The following is a 19273-nucleotide window of genomic DNA, read 5'->3' as shown; positions in this document are numbered from 1 at the left end:
TACATCGGGGAAACAGTGGATTCCTGCCGACCCACGTCAGGGAAGCAGGGTCGGCAGGTGACGTTCGACCACCGGCAGGACCTCGGCGACGGTGACCGGGCGGCCGAGTTCGGCGGTGAGCGAGGTGTTTCCGACGTCGCGCAGCCCGCAGGCGACGATCCGGTCGTACGCGGCGAGGTCGCAGTCGCAGTTGATCGAGAAGCCGTGCTGGGTAACTCCCCGGGCCACCCGGATGCCGATCGCGGCCACCTTGCGTTCCGGCCCACGCTCGTCGGCCGGCACCCAGACCCCGCTGCGCCCCTCGACCAGCATCACGCTGGTCAGTCCGAGTTCGGTGCAGACGGCGAGCAGCAGTTGCTCGGTACGCCGGACGAAGGCGACCACGTCCACCGGCAGCCCGGTGTCCGCTCCGGGGAGCTTGAGGATCGGATAGCCGACGAGCTGCCCCGGCCCGTGCCAGGTGATCTTGCCGCCCCGGTCCACGTCGATCACCGGCGTACCGTCCATCGGCCGGTCCCAGGGCTCGGTGCGCTTGCCGGCCGTGTAGACGTCCGGGTGCTCGAGGAGCAGTACGGTGTCCGGCCGCTCCCCGGCGACCACCGCGTCGTGTACCCGACGCTGCTCTTCCCAGGCGGCCAGATAGTCGACGGTCCCGAGCCGGACGCTGGTCAACCCGGCAACTGTGCTGCTCACCGCTCCAGCTTAGTTCGCTACCGGCGGGTCGCTCCGGTTGGTGGCGGGGTTCACGGGCGCGCGGCCGGTGACCGGGGGCGGGGATGATGCCCGGATGGACGAGTTGCTGACCACGATGGTCCTGTTGCACGCCGGGGTCTCGGCGCTGTGGCTGGGCTCGATGGCGTACAGCCTCTTCGTCGTGGCGCCGAAACTGACCCGGATGCTCCGCGGCTCCGACGGGGCGGAAGAGGCGCGGCGGGCGGAGGACGCATCGCGGCACGCGGAGGCGCACCAGGACGCGGAGGCGCACCAGGACGCGGAGGCGCAGCGGATCGCGGGGGCACAGCGGATCGCGGAGGCGCAGCGGGTGGAGGAGGCGCAGCGGGTGCTGGCGCACGGCAACCGGTGGCCCGTCGTCGGGCTGGTCGGTGTGCTCTGGGTGACCGGGCTCGTCCTGGTGCTGCTTGCCGGCGACCGCCCGGCCGTCTGGTGGGCGCTGGTCGCCGCCAAGGGGGTGCTGCTGGCCGCCGCGACCGGACTGTTCTGGTGGGTCTCCTGGCGGGGCTGGCCGCGCCGGGTCTTCGCCCTGCCCGCCGAGCTGCCGGCACTGTCCCGCCGGTTCCGCCGCGTCGCGGTGCTGATGTTCGCCCTGGTCGCCGCCGCCTACACCCTCGGCATCCTGGCCGCGCACTCCTGAGCGGCGTAGCGGCGTGGCCCGGCAACCCCGGCCGGCCAGGGCACGTCGGACGCTACCGCGTCACGGACGACCGCGTCACAGGCGACCGCGTCACAGGCGACCGCGTCACAGGCGACTGGCGTCACAGGCGACCGCGTTACGGACGACCGCGTCACAGGCGACCGCGTCACGGACGACTGGCGTCACAAGGTGAGGCGCCAGAGCCAGACGTCGGCTACCCGTTCCGGCGGGCCGAGCAGGTCGGTGGTGACGTCGAGCAGGGCGTCGGCGTGGATCGGGAACTTCGCCCCGTGCACCCGGTCGGCCAGCACCACCGCCTCGACCCGCCAGTGGCGCAGGTCGGCCCGGGCGGCGGCCCGGTCGGCGTCGGTGACGACCGGCCGCTCGCCGGTCTCGGCCACCCGCATCAGCAGCGCGTCGGTGGCCCGGGGCACCGGCCCGATCCGTCCCCGGCCGTCGGGGCCGCCGGGGCCGAGGAAGAAGCCGGAGGGGATGCGGAACTCGCCCTGCCGGTGGCTGAGCGCGTACGCCTGCCAGCGTTGCCCGTCCGGGGCCAGGTCGAGGGTGAGCGGCAGCGGGGTCAGCACCCCGCCGGGGGAGACGTACTGCCGCCAGGTGCCGGCGGTGATGAACTCCGGGATCGGTGCCCGGGCGGTGCTGAGCAGCGGCACCGGCAGCAGCGGCAGGAGTGCCACGGCGAACCCGGCCACCCAGCCGACCCGGGCCCGCCGGGATGTCGGGCCGGCCCGCAGCAGATCGACGGTGTGCGCCAACAGCAGCCCGACCAGTGGCGCCACCACCAGGGCGAGCCGGGACGGCAGGGCGGCGTTGAAGACCGGCAGGTGCCCGAGCAGGGCGTACGGCAGTGGGATGTCGGTGTGCTCGCCGAAGATCTTCACCCGGGGGCCCCAGGAGAGTACGGCGAAGACCAGTGCGGTCACCCCGATCGCCCGTACGGTGGCCCGGCGCTCGGGGTCGGTGCGCCGCCACAGCACGACGAAGCAGAGCACGGCCAGCACCAGCAGCGGCAGCCCGAGGAAGGAGTTCTCCTCGGTCGGGTTCGGCGCCAGTGAGGTGTCCAGCCCGGCCACTCCGGCGAGGGTCCGCTGCGGGTACGCCCCGTACGCGGCGATGTCCTCGGCGTGGATCACCGGGTCGAAGCCGGTGCCGTGGAACCGCTGCGGGCCGAGGAAGTGCAGCCAGAGCGGATACGCCAGCAGCACGAACGCGGTCAGCGCGGTGACGCCGAGCCCGCGTAGGAAGTCCGGCAGCGCCGCTCGCGCCTCCGCCCGGCGGCGGCGGTCCAGTGCCCAGGTGCCGAAGAAGACGGCGCAGGCCAGCGCGGTGAAGAAGAGTCCCTCGGCGGCGATCGAGAAGGCGACCGCGACCAGTACCCCGAGCAGCAGCCCGCCCGGCAGCCACCGGCCGGGCTGGCGCAGCCGGAGTACGCCCCAGAGCAGCATCGGGACCACCCAGCCGGCGCTCCAGTTCAGGTGCGCGTTGGCGTGCGCGACGAGGCCCGGAGCGAAGCCGATGAACAGCCCGCCGAGGACGGCGGCCGGGGCGCTGCGGACGAGTTTCCGGGAGAGCAGCCAGTACCAGCCGAATGCGGTGGCGGCGATGTTCCCGGTGAGGACCACCAGGAAGGTGGCCGGGGCGCCGACGGTGTATGTGAGCGGGGCGAAGACGACGGCGTAGACCGTGACCGAGGTGTTGACCGCGAGGTTGACCCCGTCCGGGACGTTCAGCAGGTCGGTGAAGAACGGGTTCTGCCCGTGGGCGATCGCGTGTGCGCCGTACGCGAGGAGCCATTCGAAGAGGGCCTGGTCGCTGGAGTTGACGGTGATCGCCCGCCCGCTCGGGTCGGGCCAGAGTCCGCTGGTGACCCAGCCCGCCCCGGCGATCGCGACCAGCGCGACGAGCAGGTCGGTCCGGCGGCCCCGTCGGGTGCCCGGGGGCATGGGCGACGGGGGCGAGGTCGGCCCGGCGAGCGCGGGCGGGGAGTGCGGCACGGGGCGGAGGTTACCAACCCGGATCGGACACGCCGAGGAGGTGGGCAACCTTGACGAACTTGATGGGAATGATTTCCAATTGAATTAACGTCGCAGAGTGCACCGGAGGATCCGTACCGTGAAGGTTTCGTTCGTCGGCAAGGGCGGCAGCGGCAAGACCACCCTGGCCGCCCTCTTCGCCCGGCATCTCGCCGGCACCGACCCGGCCGATGGTGGTTCGCCGCCGCTGCTCGCCATCGACGCCGACATCAACCAGCACCTGGGGACCGCGCTCGGCGCCACCGAGGCGGAGGCGGCCCGGCTGCCGACGCTCGGCGACCACCTCCCGCTGATCAAGGAGTACCTGCGCGGCGACAACCCCCGGATCTCCTCGCCCGCGGCGATGGTCAAGACCACCCCGCCCGGCCGTGGCTCCCGACTGCTGCCGGTCGACGGCGACAACCCGCTGTACGCGGCGGTGGTCCGCGAGGTGGCCGGGGTCCGGCTCGCGGTGACCGGCCCGTTCGGCGCAGACGACCTCGGGGTCTCCTGCTACCACGCCAAGGTCGGCGCGGTGGAGCTCCTGCTCAACCACCTGGTCGACGGCCCGGGGGAGTACGTGGTGGTGGACATGACCGCCGGGGCGGACTCGTTCGCCTCCGGACTGTTCACCCGCTTCGACGCCACCTTCCTGGTCTGCGAGCCGACCCTGCGCAGCGTCGCCGTCTACCGGCAGTACGTCGGCCACGCCCGGGAATACGGCGTCCGGGTGCACGTGGTCGGCAACAAGGTCGACGACGACGCCGACGTGGAGTTCCTGCGCCAGCACGTCGGCGCCGACCTGCTCACCTGGCTGAACCGCTCCGACTACGTACGCGGCGCCGAACGGGGCGTACCGGCGCCGCTACACGCCCTGGAGCCGGCCAACCGGGCCGCGCTCGACCTGCTCCGGGCCACCGTCGACGCACAGGTGCGGGACTGGGCGACCTTCCAGCGGCACGCGGTCGAGTTCCACCTGCGCAACGCGGTCGCCTGGGCGAACGAACGGATCGGCGAGAACCTGGCCGACCAGGTGGACCCGGACTTCACGCCCGGGCCGCCGATCGTGTCCGGGCCGCCGGTGGTGTCCGGGCTGCCCGACGAGGTGACCCGGCGCACGGGGACGGTATCCGGGCCGCCGGTGGTGTCCGGATCGCCGGCGCCGGCCGGGTGACGGCGTCGCCGGTCGGGACTGTTCGGTCCGGTCGCCGCGATGGCGCCGGCTGAGGTGTTGCCGGTCCGGGCGCCTGGCCCGGATCGGGTCGAATCGACGACAGGAGAAGAGATGTCCCTGGACGTACCTGCCGCACTGCTGGAGCGGGCCGAGGCCGGCCGGGTCGACGACGAGGAGTTCGTCGACTGTGTCCGGCGGTCCCTGCCGTACGCCTGGGCGGTGGTCGCCGAGGTCTCGGCCCGGGTCCACGCGTCCCCCGCCGACTACGCCGACCACGCCGTACCGCCGCCGGGTGAGGCGGAGCGGGGCCAACTGCTCCGTGCGCTGGCCAGCGACGCCATCCGGGGCGGACTGGAACGCCACTTCGGGGTACGCCTCGCGTTCCAGAACTGCCACCGGGTGGCCGCGTTCCGGCCGGCGGCGGTGGGCGGGACGACGTACCGCTGGTTCGTCTCGCCGCTGGCCCAGGTCCGCAACCAGTCCCCGGAGCTGCGCGACTGCTGACCGCTGTGTCGCGGGGCCCGTCCGGCTAACCGGTGGGCCCCGCCTCGCCGGCGCGGCGGGATCGGCGGGCGACCGCCACGATCAGGGCGCCGGTGAGCACCAGCAGGGCGCCGAGCGCCGGTAGCCAGCCCGCCGACGCCGGGTCACCGCCGCCGGTGACCGGTAGGTGCTCCGAGGGCGCCGGTCGGGGGGTGGGCGGCTGCGGGGTGGGCCCCGTCGGTTGCGGTGTCGGCGCCGCGGGTATCACCCGGAAGGTGACGGTGCCGGGCTCCGCCGATTCCGACGGCTCCGGAGCGGCCGCCGCGATGCCGGTCCGGCCGTCCGGCCGGCCGGGTGAGGCGACCGTCGTACCGGCGGCGGCCAGGCCGGCGCAGAGCGCGAGCGTGACGACCATCGCCTGCCGGGAGCGGGTCGGGATGACCGGTCGGCCGGTGCGGTCCTGCACGGTCACTACGGCCTCCAGCCGGGGCGGGCGCCGCCTCTCGGCGCGGATCACCCCTCGGGACGGACTGGTAACCCGGATGTCGGGATACCGAATGTTATGTCCGCATGAAAGGTGAAATTACCTTCGCACACTCCTTCACGTTCGTTGGCCGTTTCCGGCCGACCGCGCCCGTTACGGCGATCCTCCACCCGGCTCAGCGACCGGCCACGGCTTTCCTGGACCCGGCTCAGCGACCGGCCACGGCTTTCCTCGGCCCGGCTCAGCGACCGGCCAGCGCGGCTTCCAGCGCACCGGGCAGGTCGGGATGCCGGTACTCGAACCCGGCCCGGTTCAGCACCCCCGGTAGTACCCGGAGGCTGCGCAGCGGCTCGACCGACATCCCGCCGAGCAGGATCCGCAGCGCGATCGCGGGTACCGGCATCACGGTCGGCCGGTGCAGCGCCCGGCCCAGCGCCTTGGTGAACTCGGCGTTCGTCACCGGCGCCGGGCCGACGACGTTGACCGGGCCGGCGATCTCCTCGCGGTCCAGCAGGAACGTCATCACGGCCAGCCAGTCCGCCATCGAGATCCACGGGATCCACTGCCGGCCGCTGCCGAACTTGCCCCCGATCCCCAGCCGGTACGGCAGCAGTTGCGGCTTGAGCAGCCCGCCGGTGTGCTCCAACGGCAGGCCGATGCGGAGCCGTACCACCCGGACCCCGGCCTGCTCGGCGGGCGCGGTCGCCGCCTCCCAGACCCGGCACAGGTCGGCCATGAAGCCGTCACCGGCCGGCTCGTCCTCCTCCACCGGCCGGTCGCCGGTGTCGCCGTACCAGCCGATCGCCGAGCCGTTCAGCAGTGCCCGGGGCCGTTGTCCGGCCGGTAGCCCGGCGATCGCCCGGGCCAGCGTCGTTGTGCTGTCGACCCGGCTCGCCCGGAGCACCTCCTTGAAGCCCGAGGTCCAGCGCCGGTCGCCGATGTTGGCGCCGGCCAGGTTGATCACCGCGTCGGCGCCGGAAAGAGCCGCCGGGTCGAGTTGGCCGGCGGTCGGATCCCAGCGCACCTCGTCAAGGCCCTGAGCCGGGCGCCGGACCAGCCGGACGACGTCGTGCTGCGCCGCCCGGAGCCGGTCGGTCAGTCGGGTACCGAGCCAGCCGGACGAGCCGGCCATCAGGATTCGCATCCTCGTATCTTCGCCCACTCCGCCCGGGGCGTCCGAGCCGGCGGCCGGACGCCCCGCGCGGGACCGTCAGGACAGCCCGAGTTCGGCCTCGAACTGGGCGGCCTCCAGCCGCGTCTTGACCGCAGACAGGAACCGGGCGGCGTCCGCACCGTCGATCAGCCGGTGGTCGTAGGAGAGGGCCAGGTAGACCATCGAGCGCGGCGCGATCACCTCGCCGAGCTGCGGATCGTTGATCACCATCGGACGCTTGACCACCGCACCGGTGCCGAGCATCGCCGACTGCGGCGCCGGGACGATCGGGGTGTCGAAGAGCGCCCCCCGGCTGCCCGTGTTGGTCAGCGTGAAGGTCGCCCCGGCGATCTCGTCCGGGCTGATCTTGTTGGTCCGGGTCCGCTCGGCGAGGTCCGCGACCCGGCGGGCGATCCCGGCCAGGTTCAGGTCGCCGGCGTTGTGGATCACCGGCACCATCAGGCCGCGCTCGGTGTCCACGGCGATGCCGAGGTGCTCCGCCTCCGGGTAGGTGATCGTGCCGGCTTCGAGGTCCATCCGGGCGTTGACCACGGGGTAGGTCTGCAACGCCTCGACCGCGGCCAGCGCGAAGAACGGCAGGAACGACAGCTTGACCCCGTGCCGCTGGAGGAACGTCTCCTTGGCCCTGGCCCGCAGCCGGGCGACCTTGGTGACGTCCACCTCGACGACCGTGGTGAGCTGCGCCGTCTCGTGCAGCGACTCCTGCATCCGCCTGGCGATGACGGCACGGATCCGGGTCAGCTTCTGGGTGCTGCCCCGCAGTGGGCTCGGTGCCGCCTTCGGCGCCGGTGCGGCCGGGGCGGCGGCCTCCGCGGCCGGCTGGGCGGCCGGGGCCTGTGCGGCCGCGCGGGCCCGCTCCGCCGCCTCGAGTACGTCCTGCTTGCGGATCCGCCCACCGACCCCGGTACCGCTGATCGTGGAGAGGTCGACGCCCTGGTCGCTGGCGAGCTTGCGGACCAGCGGGGTGACGTAGCCGGCACCGTTCTCGCGGGAGGGCGCCGGGGCCGGGGTACGCGCCGCGGCCGGCTGGGCAGCCTGCTCGGTCCGGACCGGCTGCTCGGACCGCTCGGTCTCCGGTGCCGGGGACTCGTACGACGCACCGGCCGCCGGTGTCGTCGGCTTCGCCGGCTCGGGCTCGGGGGTGGGCTTCGCGGCCTCCGGGGCGGGCTGCGCCGGCTCGGCCGCCGGGGCGGCGCCTCCGGCGGCGCCGATCACCGCCAGATCGGCGCCGACCGGTGCGGTCTCGTCCTGGCCGACCCGGATCTCCAGCAGGGTGCCGGCGACCGGGGAGGGGATCTCGGTGTCCACCTTGTCGGTGGAGACCTCGACCAGCGGTTCGTCGGCCTCGACGGTGTCGCCGACCTCCTTCAGCCAGCGGGTCACCGTGCCCTCGGTGACGCTCTCGCCCAGCGCCGGCAGCTTGAGCACGGTGCCGGAGTCGCCGGCCGGCGCGGTCTGCGCCGTGACCGTCTCCGGCTCGGGCTGCTCGGCATGCTCCGGCTGACCGGCCGGCTCCGCCGCCTCGGCCGACGGGGTGACCTCGGCCTGCTCCGGCTGCGCCTGGGCCTGCTCCGGCTCCGCCTCGGCCTGCTCGGGTTGGGCGGGCCGGGACTCGCCGCCGGACTCGCCGTCGCCGTCGATCACCGCCAGCTCGCTGCCGACCTCGGCGGTCTCGTCCTCGCTCACCACGATCCGGGCCAGCACACCGGCCGCCGGGGAGGGGATCTCGGTGTCGACCTTGTCGGTGGAGACCTCGAGCAGGGGTTCGTCGACCTCGACCCGGTCGCCCTCCTGCTTGAGCCACCGGGTGACGGTGCCCTCAGTGACGCTCTCGCCCAGCCGGGGCATGGTGACCGATACCGGCATGTTTCATACTCCTTCGTGGCCTGTGCGATCCTGGCCCGGTTCCGCCGGGCGCGCGCGGAGATTCTGTGGTCAAGCGTGTGCGTGCAGCGGCTTGCCGGCCAGGGCCAGGTGAGCCTCGCCGAGCGCCTCGCTCTGGGTGGGGTGGGCGTGGATGAGCTGCGCCACCTCGGCCGGGTACGCCTCCCAGTTGAAGATGAGCTGCGCCTCGCCGACCAGCTCGCCGACCCGGGCACCCACCATGTGCAGGCCGACCACGGGACCGTCGTCGACCCGGACCAGCTTGACGAAGCCGGCGGTCTTGAGGATCTGGCTCTTGCCGTTGCCACCGAGGTTGTAGTTGTAGGTCTTCACCCTGTCGGCGCCGTACTGCTCCTTGGCCCGGGCCTCGGTGAGCCCGACCGAGGCCAGCTCCGGGTCGGAGTAGGTGACCCGGGGGATGCCGTTCTCGTCGATCACGGCGGGGTTGCGGCCCGCGATCTCCTCGGCCACGAAGATCCCCTGCTGGAAGCCGCGGTGCGCGAGCTGGAGGCCGGGCACGATGTCGCCGACAGCGTAGACGTTCGGCACGCCGGTGCGCAGCCGCTCGTCGGTGAGCACGAAGCCCCGGTCGAGCTTGACGCCCTGCTCCTCGTAGCCGAGGTTGGCGGTGTTCGGGCCGCGGCCGACCGCGACGAGCAGCACCTCGGCCTCGACGGTCTCACCGCCCTCGATAGTGACCTTGACGCCGGACTCGGTGTGCTCCACCTTCTCGAAGCGCTTGCCGGTCTTGAACCCGATGCCGCGCTTGCGGAAGGCCCGCTCCAGCGCCTTGGACGACTCCTCGTCCTCGGCCGCCACCAGGCGGGGCAGTGCCTCGATGATCGTGACGTCGACCCCGAAGGACTTCCAGACGCTGGCGAACTCGACACCGATCACGCCGCCGCCGAGCACGATCGCCGAGGCCGGCGCCCGGTCCAGGGTCAGCGCGTGGTCGCTGGTGATCACCCGCTCGCCGTCGATCTCCAGGCCGGGCAGGGTCCGGGCGTACGAGCCGGTGGCCAGGATGATGTTGCGCCCGGTGTAGCGGGTCCCGTCCACCTCGACGGTGTCGGCCGAGACGAGCTTGCCCTCGCCCTCGACGAGAGTGACCTTGGCGCCCTTGACCAGCCCCTGCAGCCCCTTGTAGAGCCGGGAGACCACGCCGTCCTTGTAGGCGTTGACGCCGGCCATGTCGATGCCGACCAGTTCGGCCTTGACGCCGAACTGCTCGGACTCGCGGGTCTGGTCGGCGATCTCGGCCGCGTGCAGCAGCGCCTTCGTCGGGATGCAGCCGTTGTGCAGGCAGGTGCCGCCGACCTTGGCCTTCTCGATCATCGCGACCGAGAGGTCCAGTTGGGCGGCGCGCAGCGCCGCCGCGTACCCGCCGCTGCCACCTCCGAGGATGACGACATCGAACGTTCCGCCGTTCGGCTCGCTCACAGTTAACTCCCAGGTCGCGTCGCTGCTACGAGGGTGATGCCGGTCAATCGGGCATACCGCCACCCCCGGTCGGGTTCTCCGGCCGGTGGGGCATGGACTTTCTCCGGACGATCAGTCGGACCGGTGAGCGCCCACCTCGGTCATCTTGTCACTAGTGGAAGCGGGCCGCGTACCGAGGTGCCCAAGGACACGTCGTAGGGACGTACGCTTGCCGGAAGTCGCGACTGTCGCCGCGGGGCGGCGTGCCGGGGAGGAGAGTGTCGGGTTGGCCTGGTTTCGCCGACGCAAGAAGGCGGTTGTCACGGCGGGTGATCGTCCGGCAAACCGTGCGGATCTTGACCATCTTGAACAGTTCGTCCGGTCGAGGCGGGGGGTCGAGGCGTTCATCGAGCCCCGGACGACCGTGACCGAGACCACCGTCATGCTGATCGCGCACGACGGCGAATGGACCCGGCGCCGCATCGACGGCCCGGACGGTGCCCGACGGTTCGCCCACAAGATGGCGATCCCGGTCTACGACGTGCGGTTGGTCGGCTATCCGCAGCGGATGCGCGACTTCAACGAACGCCGCAAACGGCGACCCACCGGCTGACCGCCCGGCCGCCGCCGACCCGTCCGTGAGTCGGCGGCGGCCGGCGGATCAGTCGTTGGCGGCGATGTCGTCGACCAACTCGAGCAGGGTACGCACCGGCACCCCGGTGCCGCCCTTGGTCCAGTACCCGGTCGGCTCGCCCGCGTGGTAGCTCGGCCCGGCGATGTCGATGTGCGCCCACGGCACCTCGTCGGCGACGAACTCGCGCAGGAACACACCGCCCTGGAGCATGTGGCCGGCCCGGTCCATCGTCGCGTTGACCTGGGAGATGTCCGCGACCTCGGAGTCCATTCCCTTCCGGACGTCGTCCGGCAGCGGCATCGGCCAGGCCGGCTCGCCGGCGGCGTCACCGGCCCGCTGGACCCGCTGGCAGAGGTCGGCGCTGCCCATCACCCCGGCCACCCGCTTGCCGAGCGCCACCACCTGCCCACCGGTCAGGGTGGAGGTCTCGACCAGGTAGTCGCAGCCGTCCGCACAGGCCCGGGCCATCGCGTCACCGAGCACCATCCGGCCCTCGGCGTCGGTGTTCAGCACCTCGACCCGCTTACCGTTGAACATCGTGACCACGTCGCCGGGCCGGTACGCGGTCGCCGACGGCATGTTCTCGGCCATCGGCAGGTACCCGGTCACCGCGACCGCCGGCTTCAGCTCGGCGATCGCCAGCATGGTGGCGGCGACCGCCGCCGCCCCGGCCATGTCGGACTTCATCTCCCACATGCCCTGGGCCGGCTTGATCGAGACGCCGCCGGTGTCGAAGGTGATGCCCTTGCCCACCAGCGCCAGCCGCTGCACCGTCCCGCCGGCACCGGCGGGGTCGTAGGAGAGCTTCACCAGCCGGGGCGGCGCCTCCGAGCCGAGCCCGACGGCCAGGATGCCGCCGTAGCCGCCGTCGGCCAGCGCCTGCTCGTCGAGGACCTCCACGCCGAGTCCCGCCTCACGCGCGGCGGCGGCCACCGAGTCGGCGAAGGCGGGCGGGCGCAACTCGTTCGGTGCGGTGTTCACCCAGTCCCGGGTCCGGGCGACCGCCCGGGCCACCACACCGGCCCGGGTGACCTCCGCACGGGCCCGGGCGTCACCGGCGTCCGGCACGTGCACCGCGATCGCGGCCACCGCCGGGCGGCGGGTCGGCTGCGGCCGGGTCTTGTAACCGGCGAACCGGTACGCCCCGAGCAGGGCACCCTCGGCGGCGGCGCGCAGCGCTGCCGGACCGTCCTCGTCGTCGGGTACCGGAAGGGTCAGCGCGACCCGCTCGGCGCCGGCCAGCGCCCGGACGGCGGAGGCGGCCGCCCGGCGCAGGGTCTCCGGTGCCGGGGCCGCGCCGGTCGGCTCGGGGCCGAGCCCGACGGCCACGACCAGCGGCGCCGTGACGGTGCCCAGGGTGGCCAGCTTGACCACCTCGCCCGGACTGCCGGTGGCGCCCAGCAGCGCCAGGGTCTCGGTCAGCCTGCCGTCGAACGCCGCGGCGATGCTCTCCGCTCCGGTCGCGAGGAGCAGGGTCCCGGCGAAGTTCGTGGTCGGACCCGGTTCGTCCACCGTCTGACTGTGCAACCCGATGACGACGGCGTCGACGGCGAGTTCGGCGGGGTCGGTGTCGACCAGGCTGAGGGTGGTGCTGGACGATGTCACTGCGCGGCTCCGGACGGGCGTGGCCGGCCGCCTGGTTGCGGCCGGGCGTTGTGGTCTCCGGCGCAACCTACCCGCCGGACGGATGGACTGTCCCGCCGACGATCCGCCGGACGGGTCCCGCCGATGCTAACCATCAGCCGGATCGCAGGTAGGTTGCGACCCGGGGCCGAGCCGACGCACAGGTATGTTGCGACCCATGACCGACCCGACGCAGGTGACCGGCGAGACCCCGGAACCTTCCGCCGACGCACTCCGCCGATCGCCACTGCACGAGCGGCACGCCGCGCTCGGCGCCAAGTTCGCCGCCTTCGGCGGCTGGTCCATGCCGCTGGAGTACGCCGGCGGCGGAGTCCTCCGCGAACACACCGCGGTGCGTACCGGGGTGGGCGTGTTCGACGTCTCCCACCTGGGCAAGGCCCGGGTCACCGGCCCGGGGGCGGCGGACTTCGTCAACGCCTGCCTCAGCAACGACCTCGGCCGGATCGGGCCGGGACGGGCACAGTACACGCTCTGCTGCGACGAGGCCACCGGCGGGGTGGTGGACGACGTCATCGCCTACCTGCACGATTCCGAGCACGTCTTCCTGATCCCGAACGCCGCCAACACCGCCGAGGTGGTACGCCGGCTGCGCGCCGCCGCCCCGGTCGGGATCACCGTGACCGACGAGCACGAGGCGTGGGCCGTGCTGGCCGTGCAGGGGCCGCGCTCGGCCGAGCTGCTCGGCACCCTCGGACTGCCCACCGGGCACGCGTACATGAGCTTCTCCACCGCCGAACTCGGCCTCTCCACCACCGGGGCGGCCACCCCGGACGGCGACCTGGTGTCGCTGGTGGTCTGCCGGACCGGTTACACCGGCGAGCACGGGTACGAGCTGGTGGTGCCGGTCGAGGCGGCGACCACGGTCTGGGACGCGCTGTTGGCGGCCGGCGAACCGTACGGGATCCGTGCCTGCGGGCTCGGCGCCCGGGACACCCTGCGGACCGAGATGGGCTACCCGCTGCACGGCCAGGACCTCTCCCCGGAGATCACCCCGGTGCAGGCCCGGACGGGATGGGCGGTCGGCTGGGACAAGCCGGCGTTCTGGGGACGGGACGCGCTGCTCGCGGAGAAGGCGGCCGGGCCGCGGCGCACCCTGTGGGGGCTGCTGGCGCTGGACCGGGGCATCCCGCGGCCGGGCATGACGGTGCTCTCCGCCGACGGAACGCCCGTCGGCACGGTCACCAGCGGCACCTTCTCGCCGACCCGGAAGGCCGGTATCGCCCTCGCCCTGCTGGACAGCGCCGCCGGGCTGGGCCAGGACGACGAGGTCGAGGTCGACGTGCGGGGCCGCCGCGCGGCGATGCGGGTGATGCGTCCCCCCTTCGTCCAACCGTCCGTGAAGTAGCGGCCCGCCGCCGCCGTTCGGCGAGACCGGGAGTCCAGGCGGGGTGGGATCGAGGGGGCGGCGGATGGGGGCGTGGTCAGCGCTGCGAGCGGTCGCCAGCGTCGAGTACCGCCTGCGTCCAGCCGCCCTCGATCACCCCGCTGCCGTCCAGCAGGGCCCAGTCGACCACGTCGACGGCGTCCACCACGACGGGCTGACCGATCCGGACCGCCGGATCGGCGGCGGCGTCGCTGACGCTGGCCCCGACGATCCGTTCCGGGTTCGCCCACGAGGTGACCCCGGCCCAGACGAACTCCGGTCCCTCGTCGGTCGGCAGGCCGTACTTGACCAGCAACTGCACCCCGTCGGGCAGGGTGCCGGCGAGGAACCGCTCCCGGATGCCGGGCAGCCCGTCCCGGGCGGTGGCGATCGCCCGGGCCATCGCGTCGTCCGGCCGGGCGTACCGGACGTCGGACTGGGCGGCGGCGCCGAACAGCGCGGCGCAGACCGCGGCGAAGTACCGTCCGGTCGGACCGGGATGGCCGGACGGCGGTAGCAGGGTCAGGAACGAGTCGGCGTCCGGGTCGGTGGCCGGGTCGAGTTCCAGCCGCAGCGCAGCCGGGCCGGTGGTGTCGTGTTGCTGCGGGTTGCCGTACGCCACCGCGATGTCGTGCCCGCTGACCGAGGTGACCACCGGCAACTGGACGAAGGCCGGCACCTCGCTGTCGGAGAGCCCGTCGGTCCAGGCCCGGAGCAGCCGCCGGGCCACCCCGGTCATCACCGCGCCCCAGGCCCGGGTCAGGTGCGTCGGCACCCCCTGGGCCTGCAACTCCAGCAGCCCGAACCGGCGCAGTCCCTTGGTGGTGAACCAGAGGCCGTCGTCGTCCGACGAGTAGGGCACCAGGACCCAGTCGATCAGGCGTACCCGGCCCTCGGCATCCGGCAGCGAGCGCAGCGCGGTGGCCGGGTCCAGGAACTGCAACGCGAAGACGTCCACCACGTCGGCGCCGAGAGACTCGGCGACGGCGCAGGCGACCGTACGGGCCGCCCACTCGTGCGCGGGCGGCCAGCCGGGCCGGTAGCTGGCCTGCACCACCACCAGGTCGGTGGCGGCGTCCAGCCGGGCCAACTGGGTGTCGGTGGCACCGAACGCGGTGAGCAGGTCCGGCGGCAGGTGCGGAAACTCGGCGATCGGCCGGGTGTCGACCGTCATCAGCGGGCTGTCCAGCATCTGCCGGGCGAGGTCGTGCACGGGCGTGGGGAGCCGCCCGCCGAGCGCCGCCACCGCCTCGGCCGGGGCGGGGTCGACCTGGCCGGTGGTGGGCACCAGGTAGGTCGCTGTCAGCGACTCCGGGACCGGCACGGGCAGGAAATCGTCCGTGATGAGCATTACGTTCCCCCGCTCGACCGCCTGTTGGCCTGGTACTCGTGCTGGTGTCCTTTTCGCGAACGCTACCCGCGAACGCCAGCCCCGGTCAGCCGGTCAGCACGACACCCAGGTAGCACATTGTGCTGGCGAGTTCGACGGCCGCGCCGAGCACGTCGCCGGTGATGCCGCCGAGCCGGCGTACCACGTGCCGGACCAGCAGCAGTGTGCCGGCCAGCGCCACGGCGACGGCGAGCGGACCCTGCCAGGGGCGATCCGGCACCGCAGGCACGGCGAGCAGCGCCACCCCGGCCGAGAGCCCGACCAGTGCCGCCGGGCCGACGGTGCCGGCGACCAGCGCGCCGAGCCCCTCCGGGCGGGCCGCCGGGACGCCGCGCCGGCAGGCCCAGGTCACCGCCAGCCGGCCGGTCGCGGCGCCGGCGGCCAGCGCCGCGAGCAGCGCGCTCCACGGCCGGGTGGCCAGCGCCGCGAAGGAGGCGGCCTGGAGCAGGAGTACGAGGAGCAGCGCGGTCACCCCGAACGGGCCGACGTCCGGCTGCCGCATGATCCGCAGCGCCGCCTCCCCGGAGCGGTACGAGCCGAGCGCGTCCACGGTGTCGGCCAGCCCGTCCAGGTGCAGTCCCCGGGTCAGCAGCGCCGCAACCGCCACGGTCACCACGCCGGCGACCAGCGGCGGGGCGAGCGCGCCCAGCCCGCCGAGCACTCCGGCGAGGAGTACCCCGAGCAGCGCGCCGACCACCGGGGCCAGGATCATCGCCGTACCGGCGGTGGCCCGGTCGACCCGACCGGCCCGCAGCGGCGCGACGGTGAACGTGGTCAGTGCCAGCCGGCCGCCGTCGGCGAGCCGGCCCTCGGACACCCGGTGGCCCTCAGACACCCGGTGGCACGGTGGCGCCGTCCCGGCGGCCGTCCTCCCGGTCGCCGGCCGGAACCGCGCCGGCGGTCGTCCCGTCCGTCGGCGGCTGTCCCGGTCGCGGTGCGCCCGCGGGCGGCTGTCCGGTGTCGCCCTCCGGCGTGGCGGTGGGGCCGGGACCGGTCGGTGACGGCTCGATGAACTCCCGGTCGTCGTCCGGGGCGCCGTCGTTCCGCCCGGGGCTTTCGGTGGCGGGTTCCAAACCTTCGGTGTCCGGTTCCGAGCCATCGGTGTCCGGTTCCGAGCCATCGCGCGCCGGGTCGGTCTGCTCGGTACCTGCCGGGTCGGCGGCCTCGGCAGCGCCCGTCGGGTCGGCCGGCTCCGTCGCCAGGCTCGGATGCACCGGCAGGGCGCCGGCGAGGGTCAGCGCGGCGCGCAGCAGCGGCAGCGCGGCCAGTGCCGCGGCGCCTTCGCCGAGGCCGAGCCGCAGGTCCAGCAGCGGCCTCAGGTCGAGCACGTCGGCGCCGAACTCGACGGCCGGCTGGCCGCCGTGGTCCGGCAGCAGGCACCAGTGCCGGGCCTGACCGGCGAGGTCCCGGCTGACCAGGCCGGCCGCCACCCCGACCGGCCCGTCCAGCAGCACCGGGGTACGTCTGGCCGTCGCGCCGAGCAGCACGCCGGCGGCGATCGCCAGGTCGCCGCCACCGAGTTCGGCGAGTACGTCCTTGGCGTCCCGGGGGCTGCGTCGGGTGCGGTGCATCGCGTCCCGTACCGCCGCGCAGCGACGCATCCACGCCTCGTCGTCCACCTGCCCGCCGGGCGTCACCACCCGGCCGAGTACCGCCGCGGGTTCGGCACCGGTCGTGGCGGCCAGCACGGCTGCGGCGGCGGCCCCGGTACCGGCACCGCAGGCGGCAAGGACCAGCAGGTCCACGCCCGCCTCCACCGCCTCCTCCGCGAGCCGCCAGCCGTAGCGCAGGGCCGCCTCGACCTCGTCGGCGGTCAGCGCCGGGCCCTCCTCGATGGGCCGGGACAGCGGCGCCTCGACCACCTGGAGGGTGGCGTCGGCCTCGGCGGCGAGCCGGGCGATCGGCCCCGCGCCCCGCCTGGCCTGCTCGGCGCGGCGGGCGGACTCGCCCGGAACCGTGCCGGCGGCGGCTCCGCCGGAGTGGTCGCTGTGCAGCAGCAGTACCCGGACCGAGCGCCACGGCTGCGGCGTCGGCGTACCCTGCGTGGCGGCGGCGAACGAGACCACCCGGTCCAGGCGGCCGAGGCCGCTGCCGGGCAGATCGAGCGTGCCGAGCCGGTCGACGGCGGCCGGGCCGGCGTACTCGTCCGGCATCGGCAGGTCCATCCCGGCCTGGATGACCAGGCCGGTGGCGACCACCGGCAGTGTCATGGTCGGCGCGGTCCACCCCGGCGTGGTCGCGGTACCCGGCGACGGCACGGGATCGGCCGCCGCCGCCGGCAGCACGGTCGGGCGGAGGACCTGCGGCACCTCGCCCATCACCTCGGTCCAGGCCGAGGGGGCGGCAGCGGCCCGGTCGGCAGCGGTCCGGTCGGCGGTGGTCCGGTCGGCGGTGGCCCGGTCGGCCTGCGTCGGTACGCCCGGCAGGCCGGCACCGCCCGGCGTCGGCGCCGGCCGGTCCGCCCCGGCCTTCAGCCAGGCCGGCTGTCCGGCGATTACCAGCACCACCGCGTCGCAGGCGTCCGCGACCGCCTGGTTGGTGGTGCCGAGCGCGTCGGCGAAGGCCCGCCCGAGCGGGGTCACCGGCACGGTCGACAGCCCCACCTCGGGGCTGACCAGCACCAGCCTGGCCGGGCAGTCCCGGATCGCGGCGCCGAGTTCGCCGATGGTGGCGACGTCGTCGGCGGGCTGGTGCGCCGGATCGAGCAGCACGGTCACCCAGCCGCCGAGGTCGTCGACGAGCAGCGTGTCGCCGGGGCCGGCGTCGGCGATCAGTTCGGCGAGCCGGGACGGGTCGGCGTTGGCCTCCTCGGTCGTCCAGCCCGCCGGCCGGCGGAGCCGATGGGCGTCGATCCGCGCCGTCCAGTCCGGGTCGTCCGGGTCGGTCGCGGCTGTCGCGACATAACGGACAACCGGTACGTCCTTCAGCAGCGACTCGGCGAACTCGGACTTGCCGGAGCGGATCCCGCCCAGCACCAGAAGCCTGCTCCACCCGTCAACGGACATGTCCGTACCTTAGAGCGCTCGGCTGGGCATCCCGCGATGAGGTACGGGGTGCGGAAATCGCTGCGGACCGCTCTGGCAGGCTCGCACCGGCCGGCCGACTAGGCTGGCGGAGGTTTGTCGGCGCGGAAGATCGGCGAGGGGAGACGCGACATGCCGTGGAGCTGGCGGTACGAGGGCGCGAACGGCGATCCGGTGAACGGACCGGCCGAGGCGTTCAGCAGCCAGGCCGACGCCGAGTCGTGGATCGGGCAGACCTGGCGCGAACTCGCCGCCGGGGGTGTCGCCTCGGTGCTGCTCGTGGAGGACGACCGGGTGGAATACCGAATGAGCCTGCTGCCCGCGGCCGAGTGACAGCATGAACTTCGACCGACGCGGCCGGGACCGGCTGGTCCTCGGCGTGCCTCCGGAGGCATTCCGGCCCAGCCCGATCTTCCTGGCCCTGGTCGCGCTCTTCGTGACCAGTGGCGCCATGGCGTGGAACGGGTTCGGCAACCTCCGACTCGACGTCTTCCTCTTCGTCATCACGGGCTGGCTGGTCTCACTCTGCCTGCACGAGTACGCCCACGCCGTGGTGGCGTACCGGGCCGGCGACCATGCGGTGGCGCACCGTGGCTACCTGACGCTCAACCCGCTGAAGTACAGCCACCCGCTGCTGTCGATCATCCTGCCCGTCGCGGTGGTGCTGCTCGGCGGCATCGGTCTGCCCGGCGGTGCCGTCTGGGTCGACCGGCACCAGATCCCCGGCCGGCTGCGGCACTCACTGGTCAGCCTGGCCGGTCCGGCCACCAACGTGCTGTTCGCGCTGCTGCTGGTCGTACCGTTCGCGATCGGGGTGGACGTCGTCGCCCGGCCGGAGTTCTGGTCCGGCGTCGCGCTGCTCGCCTTCCTTCAGCTCACCGCGAGCGTGCTCAACCTGCTGCCGGTGCCCGGCCTGGACGGCGGCAACATCATCCAGCCCTGGCTCAACGCACAGTGGCGGCGCGGCTACGACCTGATGGCGCCGTTCGGCTTCATCCTGCTCTTCGCCCTGCTATGGAACCCGCGCCTCGGCGGCTGGTTCTTCGACGGGGTCTTCGCGGTCGGCGACCTGATCGGCCTGCCCGACTACCTCTACGCCGAGGGTCTGCGCCTGATCCGCTTCTGGCAGGGCTGACCCGCCCGGTACCCGACAGGCCCCCGCCCGGCGCGTGCCGGACGGGGGCCTTCGACGGTGCTGC

Annotated in this window: 16 protein-coding genes and 1 pseudogene; 7 read left to right on the top strand and 10 right to left on the bottom strand. The window is 73.8% G+C overall.

All coding sequences use genetic code 11. The features are described 5' to 3' along the window. Positions 1 to 36: 36 nt before the first annotated feature. The gene (gene lipB, locus EV371_RS03775) at positions 37 to 693 is read right to left on the bottom strand and encodes a lipoyl(octanoyl) transferase LipB (RefSeq protein ID WP_130460815.1); all 657 of its coding nucleotides are present in this window, start codon (positions 691 to 693) and stop codon (positions 37 to 39) included. Between the two features lie 94 nt (positions 694 to 787). Here lipB and EV371_RS03770 point away from each other — a divergent pair, with 94 nt between their 5' ends. After that, positions 788 to 1372: a hypothetical protein gene (locus tag EV371_RS03770; RefSeq protein WP_130460814.1), complete on the top strand. Its 585-nt coding sequence runs from the start codon at positions 788 to 790 to the stop codon at positions 1370 to 1372. Between the two features lie 182 nt (positions 1373 to 1554). Here the strand turns inward: EV371_RS03770 and EV371_RS03765 are convergent, their stop codons facing one another. Next, entirely contained in the window at positions 1555 to 3333 is a 1779-nt protein-coding gene (locus EV371_RS03765) for a DUF6311 domain-containing protein (protein WP_207230697.1), read from the bottom strand. Positions 3334 to 3502: 169 nt separating this feature from the next. On the opposite strand from EV371_RS03765, the gene EV371_RS03760 reads away from it, so the two are divergent. Continuing rightward, positions 3503 to 4576: an ATP-binding protein gene (locus EV371_RS03760; protein ID WP_486484466.1), complete on the top strand. Its 1074-nt coding sequence runs from the start codon at positions 3503 to 3505 to the stop codon at positions 4574 to 4576. A 111-nt stretch (positions 4577 to 4687) separates the two neighbouring features. Next, on the top strand, positions 4688 to 5080 hold the full coding sequence (locus tag EV371_RS03755) for an SCO5389 family protein (RefSeq protein WP_130460812.1): 393 nt from the start codon (positions 4688 to 4690) through the stop codon (positions 5078 to 5080). 25 nt (positions 5081 to 5105) lie between these two features. On the opposite strand, the gene EV371_RS03750 is transcribed toward EV371_RS03755, so the two are convergent. The 4 genes from EV371_RS03750 to lpdA form a co-directional block, all read right to left on the bottom strand. Continuing rightward, entirely contained in the window at positions 5106 to 5531 is a 426-nt protein-coding gene (locus EV371_RS03750; RefSeq protein ID WP_130460811.1) for a hypothetical protein, read from the bottom strand. Between the two features lie 253 nt (positions 5532 to 5784). Then, positions 5785 to 6687, bottom strand: a complete 903-nt coding sequence (locus EV371_RS03745) for a TIGR01777 family oxidoreductase (RefSeq protein WP_130460810.1) — start codon at positions 6685 to 6687, stop codon at positions 5785 to 5787. 66 nt (positions 6688 to 6753) lie between these two features. Continuing rightward, positions 6754 to 8583, bottom strand: a complete 1830-nt coding sequence (gene sucB, locus EV371_RS03740; protein ID WP_130460809.1) for a 2-oxoglutarate dehydrogenase, E2 component, dihydrolipoamide succinyltransferase — start codon at positions 8581 to 8583, stop codon at positions 6754 to 6756. A 69-nt stretch (positions 8584 to 8652) separates the two neighbouring features. Beyond that, positions 8653 to 10041, bottom strand: a complete 1389-nt coding sequence (gene lpdA / locus EV371_RS03735; RefSeq protein ID WP_130460808.1) for a dihydrolipoyl dehydrogenase — start codon at positions 10039 to 10041, stop codon at positions 8653 to 8655. A 265-nt stretch (positions 10042 to 10306) separates the two neighbouring features. Here lpdA and EV371_RS03730 point away from each other — a divergent pair, with 265 nt between their 5' ends. Next, complete coding sequence (locus EV371_RS03730) at positions 10307 to 10633, top strand: hypothetical protein (RefSeq protein ID WP_130460807.1); 327 nt, start codon at positions 10307 to 10309, stop codon at positions 10631 to 10633. 48 nt (positions 10634 to 10681) lie between these two features. Here EV371_RS03730 and EV371_RS03725 read toward each other — a convergent pair whose 3' ends face one another. Further along, positions 10682 to 12259 (bottom strand): leucyl aminopeptidase, encoded by a 1578-nt coding sequence (locus tag EV371_RS03725; RefSeq protein WP_130460806.1) that lies wholly within the window; start codon positions 12257 to 12259, stop codon positions 10682 to 10684. A 196-nt stretch (positions 12260 to 12455) separates the two neighbouring features. Here EV371_RS03725 and gcvT point away from each other — a divergent pair, with 196 nt between their 5' ends. After that, positions 12456 to 13643 carry a glycine cleavage system aminomethyltransferase GcvT gene (gcvT, locus tag EV371_RS03720; RefSeq protein ID WP_130460805.1) on the top strand — a complete coding sequence of 396 codons (1188 nt, stop codon included), beginning with the start codon at positions 12456 to 12458 and terminating at the stop codon, positions 13641 to 13643. A 76-nt stretch (positions 13644 to 13719) separates the two neighbouring features. Here gcvT and EV371_RS03715 read toward each other — a convergent pair whose 3' ends face one another. From EV371_RS03715 to EV371_RS03705, 3 genes and pseudogenes are all read right to left on the bottom strand, one after another. After that, positions 13720 to 15012: a DUF2314 domain-containing protein gene (locus EV371_RS03715; RefSeq protein ID WP_130460804.1), complete on the bottom strand. Its 1293-nt coding sequence runs from the start codon at positions 15010 to 15012 to the stop codon at positions 13720 to 13722. Positions 15013 to 15097: 85 nt separating this feature from the next. Next, positions 15098 to 15886: an adenosylcobinamide-GDP ribazoletransferase gene (locus tag EV371_RS03710; protein ID WP_207230396.1), complete on the bottom strand. Its 789-nt coding sequence runs from the start codon at positions 15884 to 15886 to the stop codon at positions 15098 to 15100. A gap of 88 nt (positions 15887 to 15974) precedes the next feature. Then, positions 15975 to 18056 (bottom strand): annotated as a pseudogene (locus EV371_RS03705) (bifunctional adenosylcobinamide kinase/adenosylcobinamide-phosphate guanylyltransferase); the annotation flags it as partial. Between the two features lie 150 nt (positions 18057 to 18206). Between EV371_RS03705 and EV371_RS03700 the strand changes: the two are divergent. Both EV371_RS03700 and EV371_RS03695 read left to right on the top strand, forming a co-directional pair. After that, complete coding sequence (locus EV371_RS03700) at positions 18207 to 18407, top strand: hypothetical protein (RefSeq protein ID WP_130460802.1); 201 nt, start codon at positions 18207 to 18209, stop codon at positions 18405 to 18407. A 4-nt stretch (positions 18408 to 18411) separates the two neighbouring features. After that, positions 18412 to 19209, top strand: coding sequence for a zinc metalloprotease (locus EV371_RS03695; protein ID WP_130460801.1), 798 nt, complete (start codon positions 18412 to 18414; stop codon positions 19207 to 19209). Positions 19210 to 19273 lie beyond the last annotated feature (64 nt).

The sequence above is a fragment of the Plantactinospora sp. CNZ321 genome, from assembly GCF_004217235.1.
The sequence above is the reverse complement of the archived record's forward strand: the minus strand, read 5'-3'. Positions and strand labels throughout refer to the sequence as shown.

Bases quoted from the DNA above. Each gene is read 5' to 3' on its own strand.
- EV371_RS03765 (WP_207230697.1), bottom strand. From the start codon at position 3,333: ATGCCCCCGGGCACCCGACGGGGCCGCCGGACCGACCTGCTCGTCGCG.
- EV371_RS03715 (WP_130460804.1), bottom strand. From the start codon at position 15,012: ATGCTCATCACGGACGATTTCCTGCCCGTGCCGGTCCCGGAGTCGCTG.
- gcvT (WP_130460805.1), top strand. From the start codon at position 12,456: ATGACCGACCCGACGCAGGTGACCGGCGAGACCCCGGAACCTTCCGCC.
- sucB (WP_130460809.1), bottom strand. From the start codon at position 8,583: ATGCCGGTATCGGTCACCATGCCCCGGCTGGGCGAGAGCGTCACTGAG.
- EV371_RS03770 (WP_130460814.1), top strand. From the start codon at position 788: ATGGACGAGTTGCTGACCACGATGGTCCTGTTGCACGCCGGGGTCTCG.
- EV371_RS03755 (WP_130460812.1), top strand. From the start codon at position 4,688: ATGTCCCTGGACGTACCTGCCGCACTGCTGGAGCGGGCCGAGGCCGGC.
- EV371_RS03695 (WP_130460801.1), top strand. From the start codon at position 18,412: ATGAACTTCGACCGACGCGGCCGGGACCGGCTGGTCCTCGGCGTGCCT.
- EV371_RS03745 (WP_130460810.1), bottom strand. From the start codon at position 6,687: ATGCGAATCCTGATGGCCGGCTCGTCCGGCTGGCTCGGTACCCGACTG.
- EV371_RS03700 (WP_130460802.1), top strand. From the start codon at position 18,207: ATGCCGTGGAGCTGGCGGTACGAGGGCGCGAACGGCGATCCGGTGAAC.